We start from the raw sequence: 17,819 nt of genomic DNA on the forward strand, positions 1-17,819 counted from the left end.
ATATGCTTCTTTCTGAACTAGCAGGTCTTATCGGCCTGAAGATGGCGGGTAATGATAAGGAAATTTCAGGAGTGAACACTCTTGAACTGGCGGGTCCTTCTGAACTTTCCTTTCTCGCTAATGCCAAGTATGAATCAGCACTAAAAGTTACCAAGGCTGCTGCCGTGGTGCTTGAAGAAAAATATGCAGATCAGGTGGAGTCCGCTCTTATCAGTGAGAATCCGTATATGGATCTGGCCAAGGCCATGCATGTCTTTTCTCGTCCTCAAGGATGTCTGGAAGGAATTCACGAGCTGGCGTTCATACATCCTGAAGCGGAAGTTGACGATACTGCCACCGTCTACCCCTTTGTCTTCATTGGCAAGGGCGCCAAGATTGGACCGAACTGTAAAGTCTTTGCCGGATCGTACATCGGTGAAAATGTCGTACTCGGCCCCGGGTGCGTTATTTATCCGAACTGTTCAATTATGGCCGGAACCGTAGTCGGAGCAGGTGTTATTATCCAGCCTGGGGCTGTGATCGGCGCTGACGGGTTCGGTTATGCTCAGGTTTCAGGCAAGCATATGAAGATTCCCCAGATTGGTTCTGTCGAACTTCAGGATCAGGTTGAAATTGGCGCTAACGCCTGTGTTGACCGGGCTGCCCTTGATGTAACCAGAATCGGTTCCGGGTCTAAACTCGACAACCTTGTCCAGATTGCCCATAATGTCACCACCGGGGATGATTGCCTGATAATTTCGCAATCCGGTGTTGCCGGAAGTACCAAACTCGGTAAGGGAGTGGTTCTTGCCGCTCAGGCCGGTTTGGTCGATAATATAAAAGTCGGTGATGGTGCTATTATCGGCGCTCAGGCCGGGGTGACCAATGACGTTGCTGCCGGATTTATCGGGGCAGGTTCCCCTCTTTTGGAAAAGGGTAATTTTTTACGCTCTTCAATATACCATAGAAAGTTGCCGGATATGGCAAAGAAGATGTCTGCGCTTGAAAAGCGGATAAAGGCATTGGAAGCTGAATTAAGCAAGGAAGACTAAAGTGAGTAATTCAACTCCTGATATTATAGATATTAAACAGATTATGGGGATGCTTCCCCATCGTTATCCATTTCTTCTGGTTGACCGGGTTGAAGAAATCAAACCCGGCGAGTCCATTCGTGCATACAAGAATGTGACTATGAACGAGCCTTTTTTTCAGGGTCATTTTCCCGGACTTCCGGTTATGCCCGGAGTTCTCATCGTGGAAGCTCTTGCTCAGGCCGGAGGAATTATTGTCCTCAGCACTGATGAAATTGATACAAGCGATAAGGTTTTCCTTTTCACCGGTATTAATAAAGTCAAATTCCGCAGACCGGTTGTTCCCGGTGATAAACTGGTCCTTGAAATAGGCGAGGTTAAGCGCAAAATGAACATCTGGAAAATGAAATGTGTTGCAACTGTAGATGGTGAAGTCGCCGCACAGGGTGAAGTCTCCGCTGCAATTGTCGACCGGGAGTCTTTGTAATGTCTACCGACATTCATCCATCAGCCATTGTTGATTCCAGCGCACAGCTGGGAGAAAATGTTAAGATCGGACCCTTTAGCATTGTTGAAGCGAACACGATTATCGGTGATAACTGCACTCTTGATGCGCATGTACATATTAAGTCATTCGTCAGCATGGGTAGCGGAAATACCATCAGCAGCGGCGTTATCCTCGGAGATTTACCCCAGCACCTTGGATTCAAGGGTGAGGAAACATGGGTAAAACTGGGAGACAACAATATCCTGCGTGAATATGCGACTATCCACCGTGCTACCGGCGTTGATATCGGTCACGAAAGTACTGTTGTAGGCAGCGATTGCATGCTTATGGCTTATAGTCATGTGGCGCATGACTGCACCCTTGGCGATCACGTTATCATGGCCAGTTCTGCGAATATAGCCGGACATGTAGATGTCGGTAATTATGTTACCATCGGCGGTATGTCTGGTGTTCACCAGTTTGTCAGAATCGGTGATTATGCTTTTATCGGTGCTATGTCCGGTTTCGGGCAGGACGTACCTCCATACATGATTGCAACCGGTGTACGTGGTGCGCTCCAGGGACCAAACTCCATTGGACTGCGCAGGAATGGTTTCAATGCCAAGACCTGTAATTCCATTAAAAAAGCTTACAAGCTTATTTTCCGTTCAGCAGTTCCCCGCAAAGAAGCTTTGGAACAGGCGGAACAGGATTTTGCTGAAATTCCTGAAGTGTTGAATCTCATCGAATTTATCCGTTCCAGCAAACGGGGAGTTACCTCGGCTGGACATGGCTCTAAATAAATATGAAAAATAATTCTGAGACAATAGGTCTTATAGCCGGGGGGGGACAATTTCCCCTCCTGGTTGCAAAAGGAGCCGCAGCACAGGGAAACCGTGTTGTGGCTGTTTTTTTTAAGGGACATTCAAATTTCGAAGTGCAAGACTTCGTTGATTCATCTGTTGAGCTTAAGCTCGGACAGCTCAATAAGCTGATTTCTTTTTTCAAAAAAAACGGGGTCGGCAAAGTTGTAATGGCTGGGACAATCAATAAACCTAAAGCCCTTGATATCCGTCCTGATTTTAGGGCCGCAAAGCTGCTTTTTAAGCTGGCTACCAAGGGTGATGATGTTCTGCTTAGGACCATTGCTGCTGAATTTGAATCTGAGGGTATGCAGGTAGTCGGACCACATGAATATGCGCCTGACCTTCTTACTCCTGCCGGTTTCCTGACCAAACGGAAACCGAACGATACAGAGCGGTCCGATCTTGTTTTCGGTTGGAAGATCGCCCGTGAACTTGGCCGGATGGATATCGGGCAATGCGTTGTTGTTCGCGAAGGAATCGTCGCTGCCGTTGAAGCCATTGAAGGTACGGACGCTGCGGTTAAACGCGGTTGCGAGCTCGGCGGAAAGGGCTGCTGTATCGTCAAGGTTTTTAAGCCCGGTCAGGAAAAACGGGTGGATATGCCTTCGATAGGGCTGAAGACAGTTCAGGGCATGAAGGATCTTGGAGCTTGTTGCCTTGGAGTTGAAGCAGGGAAAAGCCTTTTCTTTGATTTAGATGAATCCGTGAAATTTGCTGAAAAGCACGGCATTACAATCGTCGGGCTGACTCAGGAACTTGTTGAAGAAATGTCCGATTAAAGTCTTTGCTGCAATCTGCTAAGTATCTAATTATGTAATAAAAAGGCACCGTCTTTGTTCTAAAGACGGTGCCTTATTAATTTTAAGCCTTACCGCAGCATGAGCCGGGGACGCATCCTTTAGACGAAGGATTGGCCCCGCAGCAACCGGTCCCGCGGGCATCAGGAATACTGGGAGTATCTTTCCCTGTCAGCGATGAAGTTGATGACATCAGTTTTTCCCCTGCATTTTTTCCGCAATTCGGGCATTTGCTTGTCTCTGCATTCACGCTGCTGATTTCTTCGTATACGTTTCCGCACTCGCGGCATTTAAATTCATATATTGGCATGTTCTGTACTTATTCACCGAAGATGTTTTCCGGGATATAAGGATGGGTACCTTCGATGACTTCGCACCCGGCCTTGGCTTTAACTTTTTTCAGGAGAACGTCCTTGTGTGGACAGTGCATGGTTATGCAAGGAGCAATGTAAACTTTGTTCGGAACTTCGTCCATAGGTCCGTTCCAGAGCTTCATATGGGCCATTCTAGTCACAATACCGCTGCCGGGACATCCACCGCAACCGACTATACCGACCAGTTCTGTATCATCAGCGCAGCTTTTGAATTCTCCGTCACGGCGGTTAAAGCCGACCATACAGCGGGAACACCCGATGCATATGTCGTCCATCGCCATGCTGCAACCGAGAATAACGATTTTTTCCTTGCCCATGATTTTCTCCTTTTAAAAATTAGCTTCCATCTTGTTCCAGATAGCCTCAATCTTTTTACCCATTCCTTCAGGGTCGAATTCAACTACGGATTGCCCAGCGAGTTGAGCCTTTGAGAAAATTGTGTCGTAAGGTAGTTCCCCTGCGAGGAGGATGTCCTTTTCAGCGCAGAAGGAGCGGATTTCGGCTTCCTGTCCGGAGTTGATCCCACATTTGTTTATGATTGCCATGGAGGGAATCTTAAAATGTTCACACAATTTGTGTACCCTTTTCAGGTCGTGCACAGCGGATATGGTCGGTTCCGCCACGAATACCGCAAGGTCTGCGTTGGTCAAAGAGGCGATGACCGGACATCCTACACCTGGTGAGCCATCAACCAGTACCAGCTCAGCGCCCAGTTCTTCTCCAATTTCGGCAGAAGCGTTGCGTACTGTGGTGACCAGTTTTCCAGAGTTTTCTTCGCCGATGCCCAGTTCGGCATGGATCATCTGCCCGAATCGGGTTTCAGACTGGAACCACTGACCGCAGAGTCTAGGGTTTACAGATACAGCTTCGACAGGGCAGACATATGAGCACACGCCGCACCCTTCGCATTTCTCGGGCATTACGTTGAAATCGGTAGAAATAGCGTCAAATTTGCAATGCTCGACGCAAAGGCCGCATTGTGTACAAAGCTCGGGATTAATTTCCGGCCGTTCTCCGCTGTAAAAGTCGTGTTTTTCTTTTATTTCAGGATGCAGGATAAGATGCAGATCTGCTGCATCAACATCGCAGTCCGCCAGAACTTTTTTCGGTCCGACCGAGGCCAGCCCGGCAACTACGCTGGTTTTACCTGTTCCGCCTTTTCCGCTGATTACTACTAACTGTTTCATTCTGTTATGCTCCGCTCACTTGTTCTTGGATAGAGGACCAGATTCTGGCAAATTCGTCCTTGAAGCCGGGAATGCTTTCATAAAGCAGATTCCCTTCGGAATATTGGGCCGCGGCTTCACGGCTGTGCGGGAGCGAGCCAAGTAGTGGAACATTTTTTTCCATAAGATATTTCTCCACCCGGTCATCACCCATGCCGGCGCGATTTATGACCACGCCACATGGTTTTTTCAGGGTCTGCATGAGCTGTACAGCCAGATTAAGATCGTGCAGTCCAAAAGGGGTGGGCTCGGTAACCAGTACAACAAAATCAGTACCGTCAATGGATTCCACCACCGGGCAGGAGGTTCCGGGGGGACAGTCCAGAATATTTACTTCTGCCCGGGGGGAAATTCTTTTTACCGCATTGATCAGCGGCGGGGCCATTGCTTCACCGATACGCATCAGCCCTTTAGAAAAATAAATGTTGCCCGCTTTTCCGGTGGAAGTTGTGCCGATTTCTCTTTTACCTTTACCGATGGCATCTGCCGGACAGGCCAATTCACACAGTCCGCAGCCATGGCAGAGTTCGGAAAAGCAGAGCACTGAATCAACCATCCAGATCAGGGATTTAAAGCGGCAGAGTTCGATGCATTTTTTGCAGGATTCCCCAAGGCATTTGTCTTCGTCAATATCCGGAACTTCAAGGAATTCCTTTTGTTCAGGACCCAAATCAGGATTGAGGAAAAAGTGGGCATTAGGCTCTTCCACATCGCAGTCGGTAAAGCTTACACTTTTGCCCAGAGATTCAAGGTAGGCGGCGAAGTTAACGGCGACAGTGGTTTTCCCGGTTCCGCCTTTGCCGCTGGCAATTGCTATTTTCATATATGTTATTCCTTCAACTTCAAAAAAGGTTCCGATACTAAATACCGGAACCTATCGATTTATTATTTGGCTGTTTCAGCTTTGAGCCTTCTGTTCTCAGCTTCCAGATCTGCGATACGTCTTTCCAGATCATTGCTGTACTCGTCCGTTCCGAAATCCTGCACGCCCATATTGCGACATGAACCGTCCCTGCGCCTAAGACCGAGACCCTGTCCACGGCCCATTCCCTGACTCATTCTCTGACCCATCTCGCGTCCGGCATTTTGTCTGAAACCGGCACCTTTTCCTCTGGCCATTCCGGCTCCGCAAGGACCAAGTCCTCGACCGGCCCTTTGGGAGCTATTGTTATTTCTGTTTGTAAATGTCATTGTTGCTCCTCTGTTTGAGTTATTGTTACCTAAAGATTAGCAACTGTCGTGCCTTGATGGTAACTTGCTGAAAATACATATATTGTTGCTTTAGAGATTTGTTTTTAAATTAGTTTAGGGCTTAAAATTAGCCCTAATTTTATGAGAATAGAATCAAAATTAGCCCCCTTCGTCGCGAACGGGGAAAGGTCTTGCCATGAGAACTCATCTGGATTGTTTACCGTGCTTTTTGAAAATGGCGATTTCAGGAATTAGGGCGGCTTGTCCCGATCAGGAAGAGATACACGAAACGGTAATTAAACATTGGGCTGCCGGTTTTGCAGCTGCTGATTTGAATGAGTCACCTCCATCACTTGCCGGAAGGCTTTTTCGTGAAACAAAGCAGTATGTGGGCGATGTAGATATTTTTAAAACCCAGAAAGAAGAAGCCAACGCTCGGGTTCTGGAATTGCTTACGGAAGTGAAGGCCAAAGTGTTGGGCAGTGATAATCCTTTGCTGGCCGCGATGAGCGTTTCAATTATCGGCAATTATATGGATTGCGCGGTGATGGGGGAATATGACTGGGAAACAGAACTTGAGAATCTGGAACACGGACTTGATATAAAGGTTTTTGAAAAGCTTATGGATAACATACGGTCACATAAATCCCTGTTGATTTTGGGAGATAATGCCGGTGAAATTGGGCTGGATACTATTTTAACCGGATTGTTGCGCGAAGAAGGCGTTAATGTGACTTATGCTGTACGCGGAAAGAATATCCTCAATGATGCCACCATGCTGGATGCTAAAATTGTGGGGATGACCGATCTGTGCGAGGTAATTACATCCGGTGTTGATACTCCGGGAACCGTCCTTGACCGCTGTAATTCAAAGTTTCGTACATTGCTTGATGATTCACCTGTTGTACTCAGCAAGGGACAGGGTAATTTTGAAGCTCTCTGGGGCGTGAGACCTGATGTTTTCTACGCTTTTAAGGTCAAATGTCCGGTTGTGGCAGATGTTACCGGCCATCCTGTCAAAACTTCCCTGTTGTGTCAGGAGTAATAATTCGGTTGTACTGGTGATGGTGTCCGTTTGGCTGAATTACCATTACTTTTTTTGTGTTATGCCGTATTAATCATAGATTGACGGTAAATGATCAACACAGGTGCTCTTAGTGCTTTTGCGGCTAAAAAAAATAATCTGGGTGTTCTTCATCGCTTTCGACTTCTGCGTTCTGGCAGTGGCCGCGGGGGGAGCTTTTTATCTGGAATCGGATGGGCCGCGAGTAGAGCTGGAAAAGATTCTCAGTTCGCAGATGGGCCGGGATGTCCGTTTTCAAGATAATTTCGACCTGAATTTTTATCCCTGGCTGGGCGTTGATACCGGCCCGGTTACTGTTTCTGCTCCTGAAAATTCATCGTATCCACACCAGCTTACAGTTAAGGATATTAATTTAAAGGTCAGACTTCTGCCTTTGCTGAGTGGGGAACTGGAGGTGGATACCATCATCGTCGATTCGCCGTCTTTGCATGTGGACAGGCTGAAGGACGGTTCACTTAATCTCCCTGTTTTTGATTCAAGTGAAACAGAAAGAGAACGCACTTCCGGAGAGCGATATTTTAACCGCATAAGTGTGCGCGGAGCCAGCATTCTGAACGCCACTTGTGCATATAATGATGTTGGTAGCGGTAATTCTTTCAGAGTCTCCGGGATCAATGTTCGTACCGGTCTGCTTCGCAAAGGCACACCGCTGGCCTTTGAAATCAGTGCCATACTCGATGCAGAGCTGTTCAGTCTAAAAGCCAAGGCTAACCTTAAAGGGCTGGTTGATTTTTCCGTGCGCCAAAAACGGGTAGCCCTATCCGACACATCGCTAGCGCTCAAGCTTGAGAGTAAAGAGTTGCTCGGTGCCAAGGAATCAGTGGATGGAATTGCATCTCTTGATTTCGACCTCATAGAGGGCAGGGTCGATGTAACAGGACTGGTTCTTCAGGGCGCCGGAATCCGTTTATCCGGAAGCGCCAACTGTACGGATATTTACCATGCTCCGGATTTCAAGGGGCGGCTGAAATCGACCAGATTCGATCCCAAGAAGGTTTTTTCCAAATTTACTCCTGTCCCTATTCCCTCAGCATATAAAGATATTTTGAATGTAGCTTCTTTTGAGATGAATTTCCATTCCACCCTTGAAAAGACGGAACTTTCCAATATGGTGCTTGCTGTGGATCATACTGTAATCAAAGGTGATTTTTCGCTTAAAGATTACAGCAATCCATGGCTGGAGTTCGACGTGCGAGCAGGTTCCGTGGTTTTTGATCCATATGAGAAACTTTTTGACCTTGAAAAAAAATCAATAGAGAAGGACTCGACTCCTGAGAACGGAGGCGGTCCAGGCATAAAATCCTTTCGCGATATGGTCATTGCCGACATGGTTCGTAAAATTCCCTGTAACGGTAAGCTGGAAGTGGATCACTTCGTATATGACGGGATCAGGTTGAATAATGCTGAACTTTCACTTTCACCGGGACCGGAGGTTGCAAGCCTTAGTATCGGTAAAGGATCTTATCTGGATGGTGATTTCGGATTGTCTGTGGGCCTTAAGTTCAGTGATAAGGAAAAGGGCGTTCTGTATCTGAACGGACAGGGATCGGTTTCGCCTTTCTCACTGTCCCGTCTGTCACAAAAGATTCAGGGTCTTAATTTTCGAGCCGGTAAGGCTTCATTCAAGCTTTCCGGTCTGACTTCGCGGGGGCGCACTCCGGGAGAACTGGTCCGTAATCTCAAGTTTGATTCCAGACTGGAAGGTCTGGGCGTTGTTGCTGATTTAAGCTTCAAGGGCGTGCCTGACGAGATGAAGAAAGTGCATGCTGAAAAAACCGCTGTGTCCTTACATCTTTCTCCGCTAGGTAGTGATATTTCACGAAATATGGTCGGGCGTAAGCTCGCTCTCAAACTTTCCGGGGTAATGCTGGAACCTGCCGGAGTTTTCAATGGATCTTTTCATGGAGGGCTGCTGTGCAGCAGGAACGATCTTTCGGATATCGAGATCAGGGATGGAAAACTGGATTTCAGCATCGGCGGTAAGGGTGTTCCGGTCATTAAGAAAAATGTTTCACTTAGTTTATCCGGTGGGGGTAAAATCAGGTCAGGTAATTTGAAGCTTGATAATTTTGCTTTTAAGAGCGGTAAGATAGACCTGAATGGGAATATCGACGCCCATCGATTAGGCTCAGAGACTGCCTCCGCCGTAGGAGTCATAAAGCTGCCTGAAACAGATTGTTCAGAATTTTTTGATTTATTCGGAATAAACAAACCAGAAACCAACGATCCCAATGCCTTTGATACTGTAGAGCTGGACAGCTCTTTTCAAATGAATGGTGAGAACCTCACTTTTCGGGTGAATAAATGTAGCCTCGATGATGCCGCAGCAAATGGCACCTTTCAGATTTCCGATTTTAAAAATCCATTTCTTCATTTCGTTATTAAAGCCGATAAGGTTGATGTCGATCACTTTTTGCCACCTCAAATGCAGAAACTCAGCAAGGATAGCGTAAATCCGGGAGCTGGAGATATCAGGCAACCGGAATGGCAGTTCCCTGATGAGTTTTTGGGCGCGGTTAATGCCACCGGAAAGGTGGAATGCAACTATTTTAGAATTTTTGATTTCGGAGCTGGAAAAATAAGCGCGGATGTGGATATGCAGAATGCAATCATCGACATTCATAATATGAAAGCTGATTTTCATAAGGGCAGTCTAGCGGGCAGGCTGGAATTGGGGCTTAAAAACGGTACTGTTTCCTTAGGCACTGATGTTGAAGCCCGGGGATTTCAGGCCGGTTTGTTTTTTGTGGATTACGTGGGTCGTGATTATGTGACGGGCAAGACCGATGCCTCTTTGGAAATTAATGGTCGTTCCACTGCAAATATTGATTTTGTTGATACACTTAGCGGTGGTATAGCTTTCAAGATCGTGGACGGTTCCTATCTTTTCGCCGCCCCTCCTAAAAAGAACGAAAAAGAAAAGAAAAAGCCAAGTCCCACCAGCTTTTCGGTGATGAAGGGGGTCATTAACGGTAAGGACGGAAAATTTAAGGTTGGTAATTATCTGCTAAAGACTATTTATCTCACGGCAACAGCCAAGGGTGGATTCAGCTTTCCCGATAATTCTATTAATATGCAGGTTAATGCAGATATAATCAAACTTCCTAATCTTTACCTCAGGCTTGTGAATACTTTTTTAGACGCAATGACTGGAGTTAATGTAGAAATTAGCGGAAAATTGAGTAATCCCAGAGTTGAAGTCAACGGGCTTGAGCGTTGGAGCGATCTTCTGGGGGATGTTCTCGGTATTCCTGAGCGGTCTTTTATGTTTTTCAGGAAGCTTATATTCTGATATGGTTCATTAAATTCGATATTATATAGCTGTTGATACATGTAATTGCCAATAGGTTGCGGAGGGTGCGATGACTGGTGGAAAAGTTGGGCAGCGTATTTCCGATTTTTTTATGAGCGAGATCTGGGATTGGGGTGCTTCCCATGACAAGGGGCCGTTAAAAATACTGCATACGTTAGCCCGGATAGGTTATCTGGTTACCATCGGGTTTCTTAAGGATCAATGCATCATCCGCGCTTCCGCGCTTACCTTTACGACCATGCTTTCGATTGTCCCCTTTATCGCGGTCGCGTTTTCTTTAATGAAGGGGATGGGATTTCAGGATTCCAGCTACATTCATGACATGCTGCTTAAAGTTGCCGCAGGAAGGGAAGAAGTGGTCATGAAAATTCTTGAGTACGTTGATAATACCAATGTACAGACTCTTGGCTGGATCGGGGTGGCAACCCTGCTTTTTACCGTTCTTTCCACTGTCGGGACTGTGGAGAAGGCTTTCAATATAATCTGGAAGGTCAGCAGAGGCCGTACTTTTTGGCGCAAGTTTACGGATTTTTTCTCGGTTATTTTTATATGTCCGGTTGCTCTGATCGTCGCTACAAGCGTAAGTGTCTCAATTAAAAAAGAGCTTCTACTGGGGCAGTTTGGGAATATTTACGGGGTCACGGAGATGGAGGCCTTCCTGATTAATCTGGCTCCGCTGGTGCTGATCTGGATTTCATTTACATTTATCTACTCATTCATGCCTAATACCCGTGTGCGGCTGAGCAGCGCGTTTTCCGGAGCTGTTGTGTCCGGTACAGTCTGGCATCTGGCCCAGTGGGCTTATATCAACTGGCAGATCGGGGTGTCCAAGTATAACGCAATCTATGGCAGCTTCGCGCAATTGCCTCTTTTTCTGGTCTGGCTCTATGCCAGCTGGGTTATAGTCCTGCTCGGTTCGGAAATAAGTTATGCGGTACAGAATGTGATGGTTTACCGACAGCAGCAGTTCATGCCTGATGCCGGAGTGGAGGATATGCAGAAATTCTCCCTGCTGGCCTTAAGTCTGATGGCCCTGCGTTTTGAGCGCTCTGAGGCGCCATACAATCTGGAAGAGTTGGCTGGTGAAATTGGAGTTCCCGTACGTTTTATCTCCCCTTTGCTGGATAAATTTGTTGAAGGAGCAATCTTGATCAAGGGGGCTGATGATGAAAACGAGGTCTATACTTTTGCGGTATCACCGAGGAATCTGACCATGCTGCAAGTCATGGGGATTCTTTCCGGTTCAGGCAAGGGGGCCAGCACTGTGGTGGAAAATGCGGGCATGCTTTTTATCTCTAAAATGATCGATGACATCCGAAAGGTCCTGCGCGAGAGCGGGTGCGATGTCACACTTGCCGATTGTGGTGAGAATATGGACAAGTTCCTGCAAAAACTTCCAGCCAGGCCGGAAGAAAATTCGGCGTAATGTTTTAATTTTTGTCCAGCTCGGAATCCTGCATGGCTCCACCTAGCTCGTAATAAACTGTTTTTGCTATTTCCAGCAGAACAAATGGGGCGGCACGGTAGTTTTTCCACCATTGATCAGGTGTTTTTTCGTAAGGTGTTCCAACCACAATAATTTTTACTGTATTGGGGAGGAGCTCCCTGAAGATGGTTCCCGCGCGTCTGGTATGCATCGGAGATGTCACCAATATAATAGATTTAATTTGCGGGCTGAGTTTTGTCTTTAGTCTTTTGGCTTCATCAAGAGTACTGATGTTTGCTTTTCCGAAGAATTCTATTTTATCCGCCGGAACTCCTTTTTTCAGCAGCACATCCCGGATTACCTCCCACTGGTATGGGTAAGAGATGCCCAGATCCCGTACAGCTTCAATCTCCGGGGTTATTATCGGCTTGCTGGCCAGAATTAGAGGCGCATAGCCCTGATTATAAAGGTCGGCAGCGTAGACAGGCCGGTAAAAATGACCGCCAAGAACAACAATGGCGTCAGCTTTCTGCAGTGGGTCTTCTTTCTGCAGCAGGGTCGGGGCGAAGAAAAAAAGCACTGCCGCCGCCAGCATTCCGGCAACGGTCAGTGCTCCAATAAACGTAAGTACAGGGCGTACTATCTTCATTATCTTACAACCGGTTCATAAACCGCTTCGTATTTTTTTCTGAGATCAGCGAACGTACCATTTTCAATGGCCTCCCGTGCTTCCTCGGTGAGTTTGAGGAAAAAGCGCAGGTTGTGGATTGAATTCAGCTGGTAGGAAAGTAATTCCTTGGCAGCGTAAAGATGGCGCAGGTATGCTTTGCTGAAAGTGCGGCAGGTGTAACAGTCGCAGTTGGGGTCCAGCGGGGAGTCATCTTCCCGGTACTGTGCCCGTTTGATATTGACCTTGCCCTGACTGGTAAAAAGGGTGCCGTTACGGGCGTTTCTTGTGGGCAGCACGCAGTCGAACATATCCACGCCGTTGGCAATGCCTTCGAGAATATCCAGAGGCGTTCCCACGCCCATGAGATAGCGCGGTTTGTTCTCGGGAAGTTTGGGACCTATGTGTTGAAGTATATCATACATGTCCGGGATGGGTTCTCCCACACTCAAGCCGCCGATGGCGTATCCTTCAAAAGGAATCTCACTGAGCTGTTCAAGTGATATTTCACGCAGGTCTTTGTGAAAACCACCCTGTACTATGCCGAACATGAGTTGATCTCCGGAGCCGACCGGATAGGAATCACGGCAGCGTCTGGCCCAGCGGGTGGTCATTTCCAGTGAACGGGCTGTATAGTCACGGTCATGCCCATAACCTACGCATTCATCAAGCACCATCATGATATCGGAGCCGATGTTGTTTTGGATGGAAATTACTTTTTCCGGGGAAAAGAAATGTTTTGATCCGTCAATGTAGGAGCGGAATTCCACTCCCTGTTCTGATATTTTGCGGATGGATTCAAGGCTGAAAACCTGAAATCCGCCACTGTCGGTGAGTATTGGTTTATCCCATGTGGAAAATTTGTGCAGGCCTCCACGGCGGGCAATAAGGTCGTCACCGGGGCGCAGATACAAGTGGTAGGTATTACCTAAGATTATCTGGGAGCCAATTTCACGCAGGTCACGCGGTGATACGGCTTTGACCGCACCTTGCGTTCCCACCGGCATGTAGACTGGAGTCTGGATATCGCCATGGGCGGTAACAAGTGTTCCGCGGCGGGCATTCCCGTCGGTTGCGTGTACTGTAAAGGTTCCTGGTTTTTGTTTTTCTTCGCTCATTATTTTTTCTCAATTCCGTTTTTCGGACAGATATCGTTAAGTTCGCAGATGTCGCATTTCGGGCTTCTGGCGGAACATATGTCCCGGCCAAACAGGACAAGGACGTGGTTGGCATCGCCCCAGTTCTCACGTTTGAAAAGCGGCATCAGGTCTTTTTCTATTACGTTGGGATTAGTGCTTTCGGTTAAGCCCATCCTGAATGAAAGACGTTTTACGTGGGTATCCACGGCAACCCCTTCATGAACACCCATAGCATTTGAAAGGACAATGTTGGCCGTCTTCCGTGCCACCCCGGGAAGTTTGATCATATCTTTCATGGTTTGGGGCATTTCACCGTGAAATTCATCCATGACCACTGCCGCAGCGCCTTTAAGGTTTTTGGCTTTGTTGCGGAAAAGACCGGTGGAGCGGATAACTTCTTCCACTTCCGCCACATCGGCTTTATTCATTTCCGCCGGGCCGGGCCATCTGCGGAAAAGCTCGGGAGTGATTTTATTTACCCTTACATCCGTACACTGGGCAGCCAGAGCCGTGGCAACCATCAGTTCCCACGCATTGTTCCAGTCCAACTCCGGCTGTGGGTTCGGGTACCGCTTGATTAAGCGGTCATATATTTCTGTCGCACGGTGCAGGATTTTAGGGTCGGCTTTTTTTATTTTCATAAGGTTCGGTGTGCTATCATTTCTTTGTATAACTTACAATAATCTCTTATATCGCTTGGATGTTGATAAATCTTGCCGTCCATGTCAATTAATGTATCATAAAAATACAAATCCAAGTGGAGGCTTGAAATGAAAATAGTAACGAGTTTTATGGTTGCGGTTCTTTTAACTGTATTCGGTCTGGGTCTTTCTGTTTCCGGTGCCGAAGATGGCTCCGCTATAGTTTTTGCCAAGTGTACTGGTTGTCACAGCCTGAAACGCGTCTGCCGGGCATTAGGTAAAAAAGATCTGGCCGCATGGGAAAAAACCAATCAGCGTATGGCTGAAATGGGTATGTCCGTCACAGCAGATGATCTTGATGCCATCAGTAATTATCTTGCGAACGCCAAACCCGGTGAAAGTCCTGTTTGCAAATAGGGGGCAGCATGTCCGTAATGCTGGTTTACATCACTACAGGTGATGTTGAAGAGGCGCGTGAAATCGGCGGAGAACTGATCATGCGCCGTTTGGCCGCTTGTGTGAATATCTTTGATAAAATGGAATCCATGTACTGGTGGGAAGGAAAGCTGGAGCATTCCGCTGAGTCGGTGCTGATAGCCAAAACTACATCGGAACTGGTTGAGAATTTGATAGAAACAGTCAAAAGTATCCATAGTTACGAGTGCCCGGCTATTTTGGCCGTTGAAGCCAAGCAGGGTAACGAACAATTTTTTGAATGGGTGAAAGGCTATACCAAGTAGTCTGCAATTGACTTTTTCATAGAAGACAGCATAGTCTCTGTCCGCTAAACTTAGGCGGGCAGAGACTTTTTTTGCCTGATCCAAATTTCATTCAGGAGTATAATTAAATGCAGATATTGGTTTCCGGCTCGTTGGCCTATGATAGAATTATGAGTTTTCCCGGTAGTTTTTCAGATCATATCCTGCCCGATAAGATCCATATGCTCAATGTGTGTTTTCTGGTGGACGGTCTTGATGAACGCTTCGGCGGTACTGCTGGAAACATTGCATACGCACTTTCCATGCTTGATGAAAAACCCGTGATTCTCGGTACTGCGGGAAAGGATTTCGACGGCTACGAAAAATGGCTGGACGATAACAAAATTACCCGTGAAGGTATTAAGCGGGTGGATGATGAATTTACCGCCGGTGCCTATATCACTACTGATAAAGCTGATAACCAGATTACCGGTTTTAATCCCGGTGCGATGAAATACGGTTGCGATTACGATTTCTCCGCTGTGAATCCCGCTGACGCGCTGGCAATCGTCTCCCCCGGTAACCTCGATGATATGCAGAATTTTCCGAAGGTTTACCGTGAAAAGGGACTGCCCTACATTTATGATCCGGGCCAGAATATTCCTGCGTTCAGCGGTGAGCAGCTGCTTGATATGATCGGCGGTTGCAAAATACTCGTCTCGAATGACTACGAACTGGAAATGATCATGAAATCCACCGGCAAAACCAGAGATGAACTGATGGAAATCTGTGATTCCATTATAGTTACTTTGGGCGAGCAGGGCTGTCTCGTTGTTGAAAAAGACGGTGAAACCAAAGTCCCCGCAGCCAAGGCTGAAGTTGTGGAAGACCCCACCGGAGCAGGTGATGCTTTTCGCGCCGGTTTGATAAAAGGGCTGGTCATGGGCAAAAGTCTTGTTGAAGCGGCTCACATCGGTGCGGTCAGCGCTGTCTATTGTGTCGAAAAGCTCGGCACTCAGGAACAGTCTTATACAGAAGAAGAGTTCTGGGCCCGTTACGAGAGCAATTTCGGTAAGCTTTAAGATATAAGGCTTACTAACTACGGTATTCTGCCGGGATCCTGAATTCAGGATTCCGGCATTTTTTTTTGGTAACTTGATTATTTTTTGTAAAAAAGGGGGTGTCCGTATCCATTTTGTTAATGTATCCTCGGTATAAAATCCGGAGGATGTGTCATGATTGAAATTACCGCTTCAATGCTTGAGCAATATTTAAAGGAGGCTTTTGGCTCCGGGGCTTCTCTCGTGGATTACGGAGCCATTGGTACACTGGAAAAGCAGGGAATGAAGAAATTCGGATATGGCAAGCCCTTACTTGTTGTTTTTAAGGTGGACGGCAAGGAGCAGGAGACCGTTATTTCAATCATGAAAGGGGATAATTACGGACATCAGTTCTATTGGGACCGGGCTGCTGTGTTGATGTTTCAGTACGAGACTTCAGCTGCTTTGCCGCGCCATGTAAAACCTATGGGTTTAGGCTATATCAATAGAGACGGTAGGATGTGCCCGCTTGATCGACCTCAGGAATTTTTTATTCTCAATGAAAAGTTGCAGGGGTACGACTATTTTCATGACCTTGACCGTATCCGTAAAGGCGATTTTCAGGAGCAGGATGTACAAAATGCCGCTGAACTTGCCGGGTGGTTGGGCGAGATCCATTCCATAAAAAAGGAAGCCCCGCACCTTTACAAGCGTCGTGTGCGCGATCTTATAGGTTCGAGTGAATGTATTATGGGACTGGTGGATGAGGCTTTTGACCATCCCTGTGATTTTTACGCGCAGGAGCGGTTTGTAAGGATGGAAAAGAAACTCATTGATTGGCGGTGGAAACTTAGTCATTACACCCACCGTCTTTGTGCCGTGCATGGCGATTATCATCCGTGGAATGTGCTTATGGGCGGTCCGGACGGTTTCAGTGTGCTTGATCGCAGCCGTGGCGAATGGGGGGAGCCTGCCGGTGATCTTTGTTGCATGGCGACTAATTATATACTCTTCGGTCTATACGCTGATGGTAGCTTTTCAAGTAAATTCCGAACAATGTATATGACTTATATGGATAAATATCTTGAAGACACCGGGGATGTTGAGATATTGCAGGTCATGGCTCCTTTTTTTGTCTTCCGGGGATTGGTGATAGCTTCTCCGACATGGTATCCGGATCATCCGCAGGAAGTACGTGATTCGCTAATGCGGTTTATAGAAAATGTCCTTGAGGACGAGGTCTTTGATTATGTCCAGTTTGAACGGTATATGCGTTAAGAAGAATTGGGCTGTCTGGATTACAGGTCTGCCCGGATGCGGCAAAAGTTCTGTTGCCGTAAAGCTTCATGAACATCTTAAAAATGAAGGTTTAAAAGTTTTTTTGCTGAGTATGGATGAGCGGCGAAAACTCTACACTCCCAACCCTGAATATACCTGCGATGAACGGCAGCGGGCTTATAGCCTTTTGGTTGAAGATGCTGTTTCCATAATGGAATCCGGGCGTTGTGTGATCATAGACGGAGTGGCCAATGAGAAATGCTGGCGTGATGATGCCCGCGAAAGGATACAGTTTTTTGCTGAAGTTTATCTGCGTTGCCCAGTAGATATGGCGATGAAGCGCGAAGCAGGAAGGCAGCAGGGATTGGTCATGGCCGGGTTGTATGAGAAAGCCCTGGAACGCCAGCGCACCGGTAAACAATTTGAGAATCTAGGTGATGTTGTAGGTGTGGATGTGAAGTTTCAAGAGGATCCAAACGCTGAATGCATTGTGGATACGGATGATAAAAATACCGATGAAGTTTGTGATGCTGTTATTAATTGTCTGCAAAAGTGGCGCAGGATGAATGGCATTTGCTGATT

Annotated in this window: 20 protein-coding genes and 1 pseudogene; 12 read left to right on the forward strand and 9 right to left on the reverse strand. The window is 47.1% G+C overall.

Translation table 11 applies throughout. From position 1 onward, the window contains the following. The first annotated feature begins 2 nt into the window (after nt 1-2). From lpxD to ACKU35_RS10755, 4 genes are read left to right on the forward strand one after another with little or no spacing between them, the layout of a single operon-like run. Nucleotides 3-1,031: a UDP-3-O-(3-hydroxymyristoyl)glucosamine N-acyltransferase gene (lpxD, locus tag ACKU35_RS10740; protein ID WP_319759215.1), complete on the forward strand. Its 1,029-nt coding sequence runs from the start codon at nt 3-5 to the stop codon at nt 1,029-1,031. A gap of 1 nt (nt 1,032) precedes the next feature. Beyond that, complete coding sequence (gene fabZ, locus ACKU35_RS10745; RefSeq protein WP_319759216.1) at nt 1,033-1,497, forward strand: 3-hydroxyacyl-ACP dehydratase FabZ; 465 nt, start codon at nt 1,033-1,035, stop codon at nt 1,495-1,497. Continuing rightward, nucleotides 1,497-2,300, forward strand: a complete 804-nt coding sequence (gene lpxA / locus ACKU35_RS10750) for an acyl-ACP--UDP-N-acetylglucosamine O-acyltransferase (RefSeq protein WP_319759217.1) — start codon at nt 1,497-1,499, stop codon at nt 2,298-2,300. The genes fabZ and lpxA overlap by 1 nt, the downstream gene beginning before the upstream one ends. Before the next feature lie 2 nt (nt 2,301-2,302). After that, a complete protein-coding gene (locus ACKU35_RS10755; RefSeq protein WP_319759218.1) occupies nt 2,303-3,142 on the forward strand; it encodes a UDP-2,3-diacylglucosamine diphosphatase LpxI domain-containing protein in 840 nt (279 codons plus the stop codon). Nucleotides 3,143-3,224: 82 nt separating this feature from the next. Here ACKU35_RS10755 and ACKU35_RS10760 read toward each other — a convergent pair whose 3' ends face one another. The 6 genes and pseudogenes from ACKU35_RS10760 to ACKU35_RS10785 form a co-directional block, all read right to left on the reverse strand. Next, complete coding sequence (locus ACKU35_RS10760) at nt 3,225-3,353, reverse strand: hypothetical protein (RefSeq protein WP_319765440.1); 129 nt, start codon at nt 3,351-3,353, stop codon at nt 3,225-3,227. Next, a pseudogene (locus tag ACKU35_RS10765) lies at nt 3,354-3,470 on the reverse strand (FmdB family zinc ribbon protein); the annotation flags it as partial. It lies immediately after the preceding gene. A gap of 9 nt (nt 3,471-3,479) precedes the next feature. Next, entirely contained in the window at nt 3,480-3,851 is a 372-nt protein-coding gene (locus tag ACKU35_RS10770) for a CGGC domain-containing protein (RefSeq protein ID WP_319759219.1), read from the reverse strand. A 12-nt stretch (nt 3,852-3,863) separates the two neighbouring features. Continuing rightward, complete coding sequence (locus ACKU35_RS10775) at nt 3,864-4,721, reverse strand: ATP-binding protein (RefSeq protein ID WP_319759220.1); 858 nt, start codon at nt 4,719-4,721, stop codon at nt 3,864-3,866. 4 nt (nt 4,722-4,725) lie between these two features. Further along, the gene (locus ACKU35_RS10780; protein WP_319759221.1) at nt 4,726-5,583 is read right to left on the reverse strand and encodes an ATP-binding protein; all 858 of its coding nucleotides are present in this window, start codon (nt 5,581-5,583) and stop codon (nt 4,726-4,728) included. A gap of 62 nt (nt 5,584-5,645) precedes the next feature. After that, complete coding sequence (locus ACKU35_RS10785; protein WP_319759222.1) at nt 5,646-5,879, reverse strand: hypothetical protein; 234 nt, start codon at nt 5,877-5,879, stop codon at nt 5,646-5,648. Between the two features lie 268 nt (nt 5,880-6,147). Between ACKU35_RS10785 and ACKU35_RS10790 the strand changes: the two genes are divergently transcribed. From ACKU35_RS10790 to ACKU35_RS10800, 3 genes are all read left to right on the forward strand, one after another. Then, nucleotides 6,148-6,996 (forward strand): ARMT1-like domain-containing protein, encoded by an 849-nt coding sequence (locus tag ACKU35_RS10790; protein WP_319759223.1) that lies wholly within the window; start codon nt 6,148-6,150, stop codon nt 6,994-6,996. Nucleotides 6,997-7,108: 112 nt separating this feature from the next. Then, a complete protein-coding gene (locus tag ACKU35_RS10795) occupies nt 7,109-10,327 on the forward strand; it encodes an AsmA family protein (protein ID WP_319759224.1) in 3,219 nt (1,072 codons plus the stop codon). Nucleotides 10,328-10,397: 70 nt separating this feature from the next. Beyond that, nucleotides 10,398-11,774 carry a YihY/virulence factor BrkB family protein gene (locus tag ACKU35_RS10800; RefSeq protein ID WP_319759225.1) on the forward strand — a complete coding sequence of 459 codons (1,377 nt, stop codon included), beginning with the start codon at nt 10,398-10,400 and terminating at the stop codon, nt 11,772-11,774. Between the two features lie 4 nt (nt 11,775-11,778). On the opposite strand, the gene ACKU35_RS10805 is transcribed toward ACKU35_RS10800, so the two are convergent. Genes ACKU35_RS10805 through nth form a run of 3 tightly spaced genes read right to left on the reverse strand, consistent with a single transcriptional unit; the run spans nt 11,779 to nt 14,221 of the window. Continuing rightward, complete coding sequence (locus ACKU35_RS10805) at nt 11,779-12,423, reverse strand: YdcF family protein (protein WP_319759226.1); 645 nt, start codon at nt 12,421-12,423, stop codon at nt 11,779-11,781. After that, nucleotides 12,423-13,559, reverse strand: coding sequence for a tRNA guanosine(34) transglycosylase Tgt (tgt, locus tag ACKU35_RS10810; RefSeq protein ID WP_319759227.1), 1,137 nt, complete (start codon nt 13,557-13,559; stop codon nt 12,423-12,425). The genes ACKU35_RS10805 and tgt overlap by 1 nt, the downstream gene beginning before the upstream one ends. Further along, nucleotides 13,559-14,221 carry an endonuclease III gene (nth, locus tag ACKU35_RS10815; protein WP_319759228.1) on the reverse strand — a complete coding sequence of 221 codons (663 nt, stop codon included), beginning with the start codon at nt 14,219-14,221 and terminating at the stop codon, nt 13,559-13,561. The genes tgt and nth overlap by 1 nt, the downstream gene beginning before the upstream one ends. A 129-nt stretch (nt 14,222-14,350) precedes the next feature. On the opposite strand from nth, the gene ACKU35_RS10820 reads away from it, so the two are divergent. From ACKU35_RS10820 to ACKU35_RS10840, 5 genes are all read left to right on the forward strand, one after another. Beyond that, a complete protein-coding gene (locus ACKU35_RS10820) occupies nt 14,351-14,638 on the forward strand; it encodes a hypothetical protein (RefSeq protein WP_319759229.1) in 288 nt (95 codons plus the stop codon). Nucleotides 14,639-14,646: 8 nt separating this feature from the next. Further along, nucleotides 14,647-14,961 carry a divalent-cation tolerance protein CutA gene (gene cutA, locus ACKU35_RS10825; RefSeq protein ID WP_319759230.1) on the forward strand — a complete coding sequence of 105 codons (315 nt, stop codon included), beginning with the start codon at nt 14,647-14,649 and terminating at the stop codon, nt 14,959-14,961. A 107-nt stretch (nt 14,962-15,068) separates the two neighbouring features. Then, on the forward strand, nt 15,069-16,001 hold the full coding sequence (locus tag ACKU35_RS10830; RefSeq protein ID WP_319759231.1) for a carbohydrate kinase family protein: 933 nt from the start codon (nt 15,069-15,071) through the stop codon (nt 15,999-16,001). A 153-nt stretch (nt 16,002-16,154) separates the two neighbouring features. Beyond that, nucleotides 16,155-17,237, forward strand: a complete 1,083-nt coding sequence (locus tag ACKU35_RS10835) for a phosphotransferase (protein ID WP_319759232.1) — start codon at nt 16,155-16,157, stop codon at nt 17,235-17,237. Next, on the forward strand, nt 17,209-17,817 hold the full coding sequence (locus ACKU35_RS10840) for an adenylyl-sulfate kinase (RefSeq protein ID WP_319759233.1): 609 nt from the start codon (nt 17,209-17,211) through the stop codon (nt 17,815-17,817). Before ACKU35_RS10835 ends, ACKU35_RS10840 begins: the two co-directional genes overlap by 29 nt. Nucleotides 17,818-17,819: the final 2 nt, after the last annotated feature.

The organism is Maridesulfovibrio sp. (assembly GCF_963676065.1).
Taxonomy (GTDB): domain Bacteria; phylum Desulfobacterota; class Desulfovibrionia; order Desulfovibrionales; family Desulfovibrionaceae; genus Maridesulfovibrio.

What these genes read in the sequence shown, in the direction of transcription:
- ACKU35_RS10760 (WP_319765440.1), bottom strand. Translation starts at nt 3,353, where the DNA reads ATGTCATCAACTTCATCGCTGACAGGGAAAGATACTCCCAGTATTCCT.
- ACKU35_RS10770 (WP_319759219.1), bottom strand. Translation starts at nt 3,851, where the DNA reads ATGGGCAAGGAAAAAATCGTTATTCTCGGTTGCAGCATGGCGATGGAC.
- lpxA (WP_319759217.1), top strand. Translation starts at nt 1,497, where the DNA reads ATGTCTACCGACATTCATCCATCAGCCATTGTTGATTCCAGCGCACAG.
- nth (WP_319759228.1), bottom strand. Translation starts at nt 14,221, where the DNA reads ATGAAAATAAAAAAAGCCGACCCTAAAATCCTGCACCGTGCGACAGAA.
- ACKU35_RS10840 (WP_319759233.1), top strand. Translation starts at nt 17,209, where the DNA reads ATGTCCAGTTTGAACGGTATATGCGTTAAGAAGAATTGGGCTGTCTGG.
- ACKU35_RS10785 (WP_319759222.1), bottom strand. Translation starts at nt 5,879, where the DNA reads ATGGCCAGAGGAAAAGGTGCCGGTTTCAGACAAAATGCCGGACGCGAG.
- ACKU35_RS10805 (WP_319759226.1), bottom strand. Translation starts at nt 12,423, where the DNA reads ATGAAGATAGTACGCCCTGTACTTACGTTTATTGGAGCACTGACCGTT.
- lpxD (WP_319759215.1), top strand. Translation starts at nt 3, where the DNA reads ATGCTTCTTTCTGAACTAGCAGGTCTTATCGGCCTGAAGATGGCGGGT.
- tgt (WP_319759227.1), bottom strand. Translation starts at nt 13,559, where the DNA reads ATGAGCGAAGAAAAACAAAAACCAGGAACCTTTACAGTACACGCAACC.
- ACKU35_RS10780 (WP_319759221.1), bottom strand. Translation starts at nt 5,583, where the DNA reads ATGAAAATAGCAATTGCCAGCGGCAAAGGCGGAACCGGGAAAACCACT.
- ACKU35_RS10775 (WP_319759220.1), bottom strand. Translation starts at nt 4,721, where the DNA reads ATGAAACAGTTAGTAGTAATCAGCGGAAAAGGCGGAACAGGTAAAACC.
- ACKU35_RS10800 (WP_319759225.1), top strand. Translation starts at nt 10,398, where the DNA reads ATGACTGGTGGAAAAGTTGGGCAGCGTATTTCCGATTTTTTTATGAGC.
- ACKU35_RS10835 (WP_319759232.1), top strand. Translation starts at nt 16,155, where the DNA reads ATGATTGAAATTACCGCTTCAATGCTTGAGCAATATTTAAAGGAGGCT.
- cutA (WP_319759230.1), top strand. Translation starts at nt 14,647, where the DNA reads ATGTCCGTAATGCTGGTTTACATCACTACAGGTGATGTTGAAGAGGCG.
- ACKU35_RS10820 (WP_319759229.1), top strand. Translation starts at nt 14,351, where the DNA reads ATGAAAATAGTAACGAGTTTTATGGTTGCGGTTCTTTTAACTGTATTC.
- ACKU35_RS10755 (WP_319759218.1), top strand. Translation starts at nt 2,303, where the DNA reads ATGAAAAATAATTCTGAGACAATAGGTCTTATAGCCGGGGGGGGACAA.
- ACKU35_RS10790 (WP_319759223.1), top strand. Translation starts at nt 6,148, where the DNA reads ATGAGAACTCATCTGGATTGTTTACCGTGCTTTTTGAAAATGGCGATT.
- ACKU35_RS10830 (WP_319759231.1), top strand. Translation starts at nt 15,069, where the DNA reads ATGCAGATATTGGTTTCCGGCTCGTTGGCCTATGATAGAATTATGAGT.